10 protein-coding genes are annotated in these 10,682 nt (G+C 73.5%); 6 read left to right on the top strand and 4 right to left on the bottom strand.

Going from position 1 to position 10,682, the window contains the following annotated elements; translation table 11 throughout:
• The first annotated feature begins 343 nt into the window (after positions 1–343).
• Positions 344–2,335 (top strand): peptidoglycan recognition family protein, encoded by a 1,992-nt coding sequence (locus I5Q34_RS09065; protein WP_199891673.1) that lies wholly within the window; start codon positions 344–346, stop codon positions 2,333–2,335.
• A 34-nt stretch (positions 2,336–2,369) separates the two neighbouring features.
• Here I5Q34_RS09065 and I5Q34_RS09060 read toward each other — a convergent pair whose 3' ends face one another.
• Positions 2,370–2,870: a hypothetical protein gene (locus tag I5Q34_RS09060; RefSeq protein WP_199891672.1), complete on the bottom strand. Its 501-nt coding sequence runs from the start codon at positions 2,868–2,870 to the stop codon at positions 2,370–2,372.
• Positions 2,871–2,963: 93 nt separating this feature from the next.
• On the opposite strand from I5Q34_RS09060, the gene I5Q34_RS09055 reads away from it, so the two are divergent.
• Positions 2,964–3,686: a leucine-rich repeat domain-containing protein gene (locus I5Q34_RS09055; RefSeq protein ID WP_199891671.1), complete on the top strand. Its 723-nt coding sequence runs from the start codon at positions 2,964–2,966 to the stop codon at positions 3,684–3,686.
• A 15-nt stretch (positions 3,687–3,701) separates the two neighbouring features.
• On the opposite strand, the gene I5Q34_RS09050 is transcribed toward I5Q34_RS09055, so the two are convergent.
• Positions 3,702–3,938, bottom strand: coding sequence for a DUF397 domain-containing protein (locus I5Q34_RS09050; protein ID WP_199891670.1), 237 nt, complete (start codon positions 3,936–3,938; stop codon positions 3,702–3,704).
• 207 nt (positions 3,939–4,145) lie between these two features.
• Here I5Q34_RS09050 and paaK point away from each other — a divergent pair, with 207 nt between their 5' ends.
• The 3 genes from paaK to I5Q34_RS09035 all read left to right on the top strand — a co-directional run bounded on the left by paaK (position 4,146) and on the right by I5Q34_RS09035 (position 8,317).
• On the top strand, positions 4,146–5,444 hold the full coding sequence (gene paaK / locus I5Q34_RS09045) for a phenylacetate--CoA ligase PaaK (RefSeq protein WP_199891669.1): 1,299 nt from the start codon (positions 4,146–4,148) through the stop codon (positions 5,442–5,444).
• A 102-nt stretch (positions 5,445–5,546) separates the two neighbouring features.
• On the top strand, positions 5,547–7,949 hold the full coding sequence (locus I5Q34_RS09040; RefSeq protein ID WP_199891771.1) for a penicillin acylase family protein: 2,403 nt from the start codon (positions 5,547–5,549) through the stop codon (positions 7,947–7,949).
• A 41-nt stretch (positions 7,950–7,990) separates the two neighbouring features.
• A complete protein-coding gene (locus I5Q34_RS09035) occupies positions 7,991–8,317 on the top strand; it encodes a TfoX/Sxy family protein (RefSeq protein WP_199891668.1) in 327 nt (108 codons plus the stop codon).
• A gap of 40 nt (positions 8,318–8,357) precedes the next feature.
• Here the strand turns inward: I5Q34_RS09035 and I5Q34_RS09030 are convergent, their stop codons facing one another.
• Positions 8,358–9,356 (bottom strand): YafY family protein, encoded by a 999-nt coding sequence (locus I5Q34_RS09030; protein ID WP_199891667.1) that lies wholly within the window; start codon positions 9,354–9,356, stop codon positions 8,358–8,360.
• A gap of 131 nt (positions 9,357–9,487) precedes the next feature.
• On the opposite strand from I5Q34_RS09030, the gene I5Q34_RS09025 reads away from it, so the two are divergent.
• Positions 9,488–9,898 (top strand): VOC family protein, encoded by a 411-nt coding sequence (locus I5Q34_RS09025; protein ID WP_199891666.1) that lies wholly within the window; start codon positions 9,488–9,490, stop codon positions 9,896–9,898.
• A 26-nt stretch (positions 9,899–9,924) separates the two neighbouring features.
• On the opposite strand, the gene I5Q34_RS09020 is transcribed toward I5Q34_RS09025, so the two are convergent.
• Positions 9,925–10,668 (bottom strand): serine hydrolase, encoded by a 744-nt coding sequence (locus I5Q34_RS09020; protein WP_199891665.1) that lies wholly within the window; start codon positions 10,666–10,668, stop codon positions 9,925–9,927.
• Between the last annotated feature and the right edge of the window lie 14 nt (positions 10,669–10,682).

Raw genomic sequence — 10,682 nt, 5'->3', positions numbered from 1 at the left:
TTTGGTGCCCCGGGGGGCGCCGAAACCGGGTTCTGTGCTGGGTGTTTTGCTGGGGCGGATGCAGGCCTTGTGCGCATTGCCCGTTGGTGCGTTCCGGGCGGGGGGGGCCCCCGGGTGCGGGGGGCCCACCGTCCGCCGACACGCCGCGCCCCGAGCGCGGCGTGTCGGCGTTCACCCCCACAGCGCAGCCGTCCGGAGGTTATCCCAGCCCAGGCCGTTGACGTGGACACAACACTCCGTCCAGTCTGTTTGACAGATCGTCTACTCGGCTTCTGCGCTTGGTAGTTTCGGGGGTCCCCCGCCGCTCCGGCGCACGGCACGGCCCGTCCTCGAGGAGGCTGCATTGCGTGGTCCAGCCCCGGCATCCGGGATCGCTCCGAGAACCGCACGCCATGCCAGACGGGCGGCCGGCGCCGTGGCGTCGGCCGCCCTGCTGCTGCCACTGGTCTCGGCCCCGCCGGCCTCCTCGGCCGCCCGGCCCGGCACCGATGCGCTGCAACGGGAATTCGCCGAGGCCGCCGCGGAGTACCACGTCCCGCAGAGCGTGCTGCTCGCCGTCTCCTATCTCCAGTCCCGCTGGGACGTGCACGGCGGGGCCCCCAGCGTCACCGGCGGCTACGGCCCGATGCATCTGACGGACGCCGCCACCGCCCTGGCCGCCCCGTCCCCGCACGCCGAGCCCGGCGCCGACGCCCGCGGCGACACCGGCGGTGGCGGCACCCGCCCGCACGAGGCCGCTCCCCCCGCGCCCTCGCCCGCCGCGCTGCCGGAGCGGCTGCGCACCCTGGCCCGGGCCGCCGCGCTGACCGGCCTTCCCGCGGCCGAGCTGCGCCGGAAGACCTCGGCCAATCTGCGCGGCGGCGCCGCCCTGCTCGCCGACGCGCAGAAGCGGCTGGGCCTGCCGGCGAGCGGCAGCGCCGACGACTGGTTCGGGGCGGTGGCGAGCTACTCCGGAGCCTCGGACGCCAGGGCGGCCACGACCTTCGCCAACGACGTCTTCGAGGTGATCCGCGCCGGCCAGGAGCGCACCAACGACTCCGGCCAGCACGTGGTGCTCGCCGCGTCCGGCTCGCTCGCCCCCCGGACCGACCAGGTGGCGCGGCTGGGCCTGACCACGCCGCCGCCCTCCGGGGCGGAGTGCCCCGCGTCGGTCTCCTGCGAGTCGGTCCCCGCGCCCTACCAGAAGCTGGAGGGCTCGGACTACGGCAACCACGACGTGGCGGACCGGCCCTCCTCGCAGAAGGCGGAGTTCATCGTCGTCCACGACACGGAGGCGACCTGGGAGAAGACCCTCCAGCTGATAAAGGACCCGGCGTACGTCTCCTGGAACTACACGATCCGCTCCTCCGACGGCCACATCGCCCAGCACGTGCCGACCAAGGACGTGGCCTGGCACGCGGGCAACTGGTACGTGAACAGCAAGTCGGTCGGCATCGAGCACGAGGGCTTCCTGGCCCGCCCGGACGCCTGGTACACGGAGGAGATGTACCGCACCTCCGCCCGCCTGGTGCGCCACCTGGCCGACCGGCTGGGGATCCCGCTCGACCGGCAGCACATCCTGGGCCACGACAACGTCCCCGGCACCACCCCCTCGTCGGTCAAGGGCATGCACACGGACCCGGGTCCGTACTGGGACTGGGCGCACTACTTCGAGCTGATGGGCCGGCCCTTCCACCCCACCGCGAGCCCGTTCAGCGGCCTGATCACGATCCTGCCGGACTACGAGGACAACGAGCCCGTCTACACCGGCTGCGAGAAGCCCGGGCAGAAGTGCGCCCCGCACGGCTCGGGCGCGGTCCGGCTGCACACGGGCCCCGGGGAGAACACCCCGCTGATCAAGGACGTGGGCCTGCGTCCCGACGGCTCCCCCTCGACGACGGGCGTCAACGACACGGGCGCGCGTGCTTCCACGGGCCAGCAGTTCGCGGTCGCCGACCGGGTGCCCGGCTGGACGGCCGTCTGGTACCTGGGGCAGAAGGCCTGGTTCCGCGACCCGTGGTGGGCGCCGGTCTCGGTGGGCGCGTACGGCAGGGCCGTGACCCCGCGCGAGGGGCTGAAGGAGGTCCCGGTCTACGGGCGGGCGTACCCGGAGAAGGAGGCGTACCCGCCCGGCGTCCCGGTGCAGCAGCTGGTCCCGCTGCCGTACAGGCTGTCCGCGGGGCAGGCGTACGTGGTGGGCGCGGAGGTTCCCGGCGAGTACCTGTGGGCGGGCAACTTCGACGTGGCGGCCCACAAGGTGGTGCGGGGCAAGGACCTCTACTACGAGATCCAGTTCGGCCACCGGGTGGCGTTCGTCCGGGCCGCGGACGTGGTGGTCCGGCCCTCGAACCGGTAGTGGGCGCGGCCCCGGGGGCACCCGGGGCCGGGGCTCAGCCGGCCTGGAACATCTCCGCGGGCAGCGGCTTGAGCAGCTGGTAGAGGTCGTCGGTGATGGGCCGGTCCCAGCTGGCGATGGTCACCAGGACGCCGTCGCTGCGGTCGAACTGGGTGCAGGAGATCCGGCTCTCGGAGCACTTCAGCCGGCGCACGATCAGCAGGTTGTCCTCGTGCATCACCGGCATGTCCTCGGTCTCCAGCACCTCGACCGGCTCGTCGTTGCCGAGCGCGGCCAGCAGCTGCGCGACCTCGAAGGGCACCTGCCCCTCGCCGAGCTCGCGGGCGGGCGAGCCCTCGGGGAGGTTCCCGATGATCATCGCCGGGCCCCGGCCGCCGAAGAGGTCGTAGCGCAGGAAGACTCCCTGGCAGCTGCCGTCGGGGGCGGGCAGCAGGCCGGCCCCGAGGTCGCCCGGCCAGTCCCCGGGGTCCATGGCGAGGACGTCGAAGTCCGGCCCCGTGGGGGTGGCGGAGTTGCGGCGGCGGAGGAAGGACATGCCCACATCGTACGTGCCCGGCGAGCACCGACGCCCCCGGGGCGACCCTGCGTCACGGCTGGTACGTTCAGCTGTTCCGGGAGGGGGACGCGGATGCCGGAGCAGCGGCTGGACTACTGGAAGCAGGGCCTGGGACGGGTGCCGGAGGAGGTCTGGCGGACGGCCGGGCTGCGGGCGCTCGTCCTCGCCGGCAACGGCCTGACCTCGCTGCCCGCGCGGATCGGCGAGCTGTCCGCCCTGCACACCCTCGACCTCGGGCACAACGCGCTGACCTGCGTCCCGGACGAACTGGGCGCCCTGACGGGCCTGAGCCGGTACCTCTACCTGCACGGCAACGCGCTCACCGCCCTCCCGGACGCGCTGGGCCGGCTGACCCGGCTGCGCTACCTCAACGTCGGCGACAACCGCCTCGCCCAACTCCCGGACACCATCGGGGACATGGCCGCCCTCGTGGAGCTGCGGGCGCAGCACAACCGGATCGCGCGGCTGCCCGACACCATCGGCGGTCTCGCCGCGCTGCGCGAACTGTGGCTGCGCGGCAACCGGTTGGCGGCCCTCCCCGCCTCCGTGGCGCGGCTCGGCGAGCTGCGCGTGCTGGAGCTGCGCGAGAACGCGCTGACCGCCGTCCCGCCGGCCCTGCGCGGGCTGCCGCTGCTGCGCCGGCTCGACCTGCGCGCCAACCATGTGACCCGGCTGCCCGACTGGCTGGCCGAGCTGCCCGCGCTGGAGAAGCTGGACCTGCGGTGGAACGCCGTCGAGCCCGCGCCCCGGCTGCTGGACGCGCTGGCCCGGCGGGGCTGCGTCACCTTGCTCTGACCGGGGCTTCCGGGGTCAGGTGAGGTCGAACTCGCCCTCCCTGGCGAGCTCCACGAAGGCGCGCCATTCCTCCGGGTTGAAGATCAGCGCGGGCACCTCGGGGGTGCGCCGGTCGCGCATGGCGACGTACCCCTCGATGAAGCCGATCTGGACGTGGCCCTTGCCCTGACTGCCCGACTGCCAGGTGGCGTTGGCCAGGTCGAGTCGCTGTCCCACGCCGCCCGCCCGGTCCTCGGTCGTGCTCTCCACCACGTCCGCCGCTCCTCCCGGTCCGCTGCTACCCCGGCCACCCTAACGAGACCGCCGCGCCGGGGACAGACCCCCGGACCGCACGCGAGGATCGCCCGTACGGTCGGGGGTACGCGCGCACCGGGCCCTTGACGCCCGCCCCCGCCGCTGATTACTTGATCGCACACGGAACTACCGAATGATCGGTCGGCACACACGGGGGTGTGGACGATGACGGATCCCGTCCTGGACGCGGCGGAACGCCTGACGCGGGAGGAACTGGCGGCGCTCCAGCGGGAGCGGCTGCGCGCCACCCTCCAGCACGTCTACGACAATGTGCCCTTCTACCGTCGGGCGTTCGACGCGGCCGGGGTACGCCCGCAGGACTGCGGCTCCCTCACCGATCTCGCCCGATTCCCTTTCACCACCAAGGCGGACCTGCGGGCCCACTACCCGTTCGGGATGTTCGCCGTGCCCGAGGAGCGCGTCCGGCGCCTGCACGCCTCCAGCGGCACCACGGGCCGCCCCACCGTCGTCGGCTACACCGACCACGACCTGGACGTCTGGGCGGACCTCGTCGCCCGCTCCCTGCGCGCGGCAGGCGCGCGGCCGGGCGACAAGGTCCATATCGCCTACGGCTACGGCCTGTTCACCGGCGGCCTGGGCGCGCACTACGGGGCGGAGCGGCTCGGCTGCACGGTGATCCCCGCCTCGGGCGGCATGACGGCCCGTCAGGTGCGGCTCATCCAGGACCTCCGGCCGCGCGTCATCATGGTCACCCCGTCCTACATGCTCACCCTGCTCGACGAGTTCGAGCGCCAGGGCGTCGACCCGCGTTCCACCTCCCTGCGTGTCGGCGTCTTCGGCGCCGAGCCGTGGACCGAGGAGATGCGCCGGGAGATCGAGGAGCGCCTCGCCCTCGACGCCTGCGACATCTACGGCCTCTCGGAGGTGATGGGCCCCGGCGTCGCCCAGGAGTGCGTGGAGACCAAGGACGGACTCCATATTTGGGAGGACCACTTCTACCCGGAGGTCGTCGATCCGGTCACCGGCGAGCCGCTCCCCGACGGCGAGCACGGCGAGCTCGTCCTCACCTCCCTCACCAAGGAGGCCATGCCCGTGGTCCGTTACCGCACCCGCGACCTGACCCGGCTGCTGCCCGGCACCGCCCGGGTCTTCCGCCGGATGGAGCGGATCACCGGCCGCAGCGACGACCTGATCATCCTGCGGGGCGTCAACCTCTTCCCCGCGCAGATCGAGGAGATCGTCCTGCGCGTGCCCGGTGTCGCGCCCCACTTCCAGCTGCGGCTCACCCGCGAGGGCCGGATGGACCGCCTGACGGTGCGGGCCGAGGCCCGCCCGGACGCCCCGCACGGGCGGCGCGCGGCGGCCGCCGACGAGATCGCCCGCCGGGTCAAGGACGACGTGGGCGTCACGGTGGCCGTGGAGATCGTCGAACCGGAGTCGCTGGAGCGGTCGGTGGGGAAGATCAAGCGGATCGTGGACCTCCGCGAGAGGCCCGTCACGTAACGGGACGCCGCTCAACCCTCCGAGGTATCAAGGGAGTCATCACTCCCGCAGTGATCTCCCACCTCGACGAGGAGAATCGTTTTGCGTTTACGGAAACGACCCATACGTCACCGGCTGCGCGCCGCCACCGTCGGCGCGCTCGCGCTGCTCACCGGCGCCGGCGCCCTGCCCGCGGCCTCGGCGGCCGCCGCCGAAGGGGCGAGAGCGTCGGGCCACGGCCTGTCCGCCACCATCCGCTACACCGAGTACGGCATCCCGCACATCGTCGCCAAGGACTACGCGAACCTCGGCTTCGGCGACGGCTGGGCCCAGGCCGCCGACCAGGTCTGCACGCTGGCCGACGGGTTCGTCACCCTGCGCGGGGAGCGCTCGCGCCACTTCGGCCCGGACGCCGCCCCCGGCCACGACCTGTCGGACGCGTCCACCAACCTCTCCAGCGACCTGTTCTTCCGCGGCATCCGCGAGGCCCGGACCGTCGAGAAGCTCCTCGACCGGCCCGCGCCCGAGGGCCCGTCCCGCCAGGCCCGGGACCTGATGCGCGGCTGGGCCGCCGGCTACAACGCCTGGCTGGACCGGAACAGGATCGGCGACGCGAAGTGCCGGAACGCCTCCTGGGTCCGCCCGGTCACCGCGCTCGACGTGGCCCGGCGCGGCTACGCGCTCACCGTCCTCGGCGGCCAGGGCGGGGCGGCCGACGGCATCACCGACGCCCGCCCGTCGTCCGGCGCCGCACCCCGCGCGGCCGCCAAGAGCGACCCGGCGGCCGCCGCCAAGGCGCTGTTCGCGGCCCGCGCCGGCGAGATGGGCTCCAACGCGGTCGCGTTCTCCGGAGCCGTCACGGCGAACAAGCGCGGCCTGCTGCTCGGCAATCCGCACTACCCCTGGTCCGGGGGACGCCGCTTCTGGCAGGCGCAGTTGACCATCCCGGGCGAGCTGAACGTCTCGGGCGCGGCCCTGCTCGGCATGCCGGTCGTCGAGATCGGCCACAACCCGTACGTCGCCTGGAGCCACACCGTCGCCACGGGCATTCCGTTCAACCTGTACGAGCTGAAGGCCGCGCCCGGCGACCCGCACGCCTATCTGGTGGACGGCCGGCCGGAGCGGATGACCGAGCGCCGGGTCACCGTGCCCGTCCGGGGCGAGGACGGCCGCACCACCGAGGTGACGCGCAGTCAGTGGTGGACCCGCTACGGCCCGGTGGTCACCTCGCTCGGCCGCGATCTGCCCCTGCCCTGGACCGACGGCACGCTCTACGCGATGACCGACCCCAACGCGGCCCAACTGCGGTTCAGCGACACCTCGCTGGCCTTCGGCAAGGCCCGCAGCGTCCGGGACGTGCGGGAGGCGCTGCGCCGCACCCAGGGCATCCCCTGGGTCAACACCATCGCGGCCGACTCGTCCGGCCACAGCCTCCTCACGCAGTCCCAGATCCTGCCGCGGATCACGGACGACCTCGCCCGGCGCTGCTCGACGGAGCTGGGCAAGCGGCTCTACCCGGCGTCGGGCCTGGCCGTGCTGGACGGTTCGCGCCGCTCCTGCGCGCTCGGCCGGGACAAGGACGCGCTGCAGCCGGGCGTCTTCGGCCCGTCGGCGATGCCCACCCTCCTCGACGCCCCGTACGCCGAGAACTCCAACGACAGCGCCTGGCTGTCCAACGCGGACCGGCCGCTCACCGGCTACCCGCGCGTCTTCGGCGACACCGCCGCCCCGCGCTCGCCGCGCACGCGCGGCGCGCTGGAGGACGTCTCGGCGCTGGCCCGGCGCGGCCGGCTGACCGTGGCCGACCTGGAGAAGCAGCAGTTCGCCGACCGGTCGCCGGCCGGGGCGCTGGCCGCCTCGGACACAGCGGCCGCCTGTGCGAAGCTGCCCGGTGGGAAGGCAACGGGCAGCGATGGCAAGGCCGTTGACGTGTCCGAGGCGTGCGGGGTGCTGAAGCGCTGGGACCGGACGGTCCGCACGGACAGCAAGGGCGCCCTGCTCTTCGACCGCTTCTGGCGCAAGCTCGGCGACGATGTGCGGTGGCGGGTGCCGTTCTCCGCCAAGGACCCGGTGCGCACGCCCCGTTCGCTCGACACGGCGAACCCGGCCGTGGCCCGCGCCCTGGCCGACGCGGTCTCCGAGCTGCGCGCGAAGGGCACCGCCCTCGACGCGCCGTGGGGCGATCACCAGTTCGTCGAGCGCGGCGGCAAGCGCGTGCCGATCCCCGGCGGGGCGGACCGACTGGGCATCTGGAACGTCGTCGAGGCCCGCTGGGACGCGGCGCGCGGCGCGTACACGGACGTGCGGATGGGCTCCAGCTACGTCCAGGCCGTGGGCTTCGACGGCACCGCCTGCCCGGTGGCCCGCACGCTGCTCACGTACTCCCAGTCCTCCGACCCGACTTCGCCGCACTACGGCGACCAGACCGAGCTGTTCTCGGCGGGCCGGATGATCCGGGGCCGGTTCTGCGAGAAGGACATCCTCTCCTCGCCCGCCCTGCGGGTGGTGCGGGTGAGCGGGCGCTGATCCGCCGGGCGGGTGTCAGGGTGTGCCGTTAGCGTGGCGTCATGGCTTATGACGAGGTGCTGGCGGATCGGATCAAGGAACGCCTTGAGCCGGAGGGTGTGACCGCGAAGAGGATGTTCGGCGGGATCACCTTTCTCCTGCGGGGCAACGCGCTGGCCAATCTGTACGAGGAGGGCCTGATGGTGCGTGTCGGGCCGGACGGGATGGACGAGGCTCTCGCCCGGCCCGGTACCAAGCGGCTGGTGTTCCGGGGCAAGGAACAGAACGGCTGGGTGGTCCTGGCGGAGGACACCCTCGACGACGAGGTCCTGGACGACTGGCTGAAGTGGGCCATGGAGGTCACCGCGGAGCTTCCGCCCAAGAAGTGACCCGGCCCGCCCGGCCGCCCGCGGTCCCGGGGACCGGTGCTCACCGGCCCCCGGGACCGTTCCGCTCGAGGGCGCGGGCGGCGCGCAGCAGGCGGTTGCCCAACTGTTCGAGGTGTGCGGCGAGTTCGGGGCTGCCCTCGATGCTCTCATCGGGGCCGAGGTCGATGCCGAGGAGTTGTTCGGCGATGTGGTGGGGGTTGTCGGCGGCGAGGTCGAGGGTGCTGGTGCGGTCGTCGACGGGCCGGACGCGGCCGGGCAGGGACCAGGTGCGGGCCCGTACGGTGTTGGCGTCGGCGGGGACGGTGGCGTGGAAGGTGTAGCGGGCGGGGGCGGCGGCCAGGCGCTCGGCGACGTACGCGGCCGCGTCCGGGGCGGGCAGCGCGCGGGGCGCGACACGGTGTCCGGTGGGGGTGGGGTCGGTGAGCCGGTCCACGCGGAACAGCCGCCACTCGTCGGACTCGACGTCGTAGGCGACGAGGTACCAGACCGGCTCGGCGGCCACCAGGGCATGCGGTTCGACGCGGCGTGGTCCCGCCTCGCCGCTGCCACGGCGGTAGGTGAAGGTGACGATCTCGTGGTCGCGGCAGGCGGCGGCCAGCGTGGCCAGGGCGGAGGGGTCGGCCGTGGGGCCTGTGCTCCAGGGCACGGGCAGCGGGGCCGCGGTGGCCTGGATCGTCGAGACCTGGTGGCGCAGCCGGACGGGCAGTACCTGTTCCAGCTTGGCCAGAGCGCGCACCGCGGTCTCCTCGATGCCGGCGACGCCGCGGGTGGCGGTGCGCAGGGCGACCGCGATGGCGACGGCCTCTTCGTCGTCCAGGAGCAGGGGCGGCAGGGCGGCGCCGGAGGTGAGGCGGTAGCCGCCGGCGGTGCCGGTCGTGCCCTCGACGGGGTAGCCCAGGGTGCGCAGCCGGTCGATGTCGCGGCGGATGGTGCGCAGGGTGACGCCGAGGCGGTCGGCGAGTTCGTCGCCGGTCCAGGTGCGGCGCGTCTGGAACAGGGAGAGCAGGCGCAGCATGCGGGCGGGCAGGTCCTGGGGCATGTTCTCCAGGCTGCCAGGCGTTGGTGACGTGAGGTGTCCTAAAGGGGCTCTAGCGTCGGAAACGTCCGAACGAGGAAGCCGCATCCACACCGCGTAGGGGAGCGGATGTCGCTCACACAACGGGAGAAATCATGATCACTGGAGTGAACACGGTCGTGGTCTGGGTGCTGGACCAGGACTCGGCCAAGACCTTTTTCACCGAGAAGCTCGGCCTTCAGGCGCGCGCGGACGTGCCGTTCGGCGAGGGCGTGCGCTGGGTCACCGTGGGCCCCGAGAACGAGCCGGAGTTGCAGCTGAGCCTGATGGTTCCGGGCGCGCCGGTGCAGGACGCGGAGGCCGCCGGGCAGCTCAGGTCGCTGCTCGCCAAGGGCGCGCTCGTCGGCTGCACGTTCACCGTCGAGGACTGCCACGCGGCCGTCGAGGAGCTGTCGGCGCGGGGAGTGGCCTTCCTCCAGGAGCCGCACCCGAAGCCGTGGGGCATCTCCGCGACGTTCCGCGACGACTCCGGCACCTGCCACGAGCTCCTGCAGCCGCACCAGTAGCCCCCGACGAGCCGAGGGGCGCATGGTCAGCCGAGGCCGTGCCGCCCCTGCCACACCCGGGCCGAGAACCGGGCCAGCAGCCGGGCGGCCGGGTCGTCCACGTCGTGCCCGGAGGCGAGCGGGCCGCTGTAGCAGGCGGCGACGGCATACGGAGGGGTGTCCTCCGGGTACACCACGGCGGCGCTGTGCCGTACGCCCCTCAGCCAGCCGTTCTTGCCGGCGAGCCGGGTGCCCGGCGGCAGGCCGGCGGCCAGGTCCACGCGGTGGACGTTCCCCTCCAGGAGGGCGAGCACCTCGGGCTCCAGCGACTCCAGCAGCCGGACCAGATCGCGCGCCGTGACCAGGTTGAGGAACCCGGCCTCCCGCGCGGCGAGGTCCTCGATCCCGCGCGGGCTGCCGCTGCCCGTCGCCCCGGCCCGCCGCCAGACCTCGGCCACGGCCTCGTGGCCCACCTCGGCGAGGCACAGATTGGTGGCGAGGTTGGACGAGTGGGTGACCATCCGGCCGGCCAGCCAGCGCAGGGGGGCCGTGCCGCCCAGCCGCTCCCAGGGGAGCGGGTCGCTGTCCTCGGCCGGATCGATCCCATACGTCCTGCCCACCACGGAGGTGAACTCGTTGCGCACCGGCACCGGCCGGTCGAGGTCCGTCCCGCTGCGGTGCACGGCCGCGAGCACCGCCATCTTCATGGTGCTCGCGGCGGTGTGCGGCTCGTCGGGGTTGCGCAGGACCACGGGAGCGCCCCGCCAGGGGGCGACGACGAGGGAGAGCACGCCCCCGACTGTAG

Origin of the sequence: Streptomyces sp. AV19 (assembly GCF_015999245.1) — a bacterium.
GTDB lineage: Bacteria > Actinomycetota > Actinomycetes > Streptomycetales > Streptomycetaceae > Streptomyces.
Note: the sequence above shows the minus strand (reverse complement) of the source record. Positions and strands in the feature narration are given on the sequence as shown.

Coding starts and splice junctions, on each gene's coding strand:
- I5Q34_RS09030 (WP_199891667.1), bottom strand. CDS start 9,356: ATGCCCCAGGACCTGCCCGCCCGCATGCTGCGCCTGCTCTCCCTGTTC.
- I5Q34_RS09025 (WP_199891666.1), top strand. CDS start 9,488: ATGATCACTGGAGTGAACACGGTCGTGGTCTGGGTGCTGGACCAGGAC.
- paaK (WP_199891669.1), top strand. CDS start 4,146: ATGACGGATCCCGTCCTGGACGCGGCGGAACGCCTGACGCGGGAGGAA.
- I5Q34_RS09035 (WP_199891668.1), top strand. CDS start 7,991: ATGGCTTATGACGAGGTGCTGGCGGATCGGATCAAGGAACGCCTTGAG.
- I5Q34_RS09055 (WP_199891671.1), top strand. CDS start 2,964: ATGCCGGAGCAGCGGCTGGACTACTGGAAGCAGGGCCTGGGACGGGTG.
- I5Q34_RS09060 (WP_199891672.1), bottom strand. CDS start 2,870: ATGTCCTTCCTCCGCCGCCGCAACTCCGCCACCCCCACGGGGCCGGAC.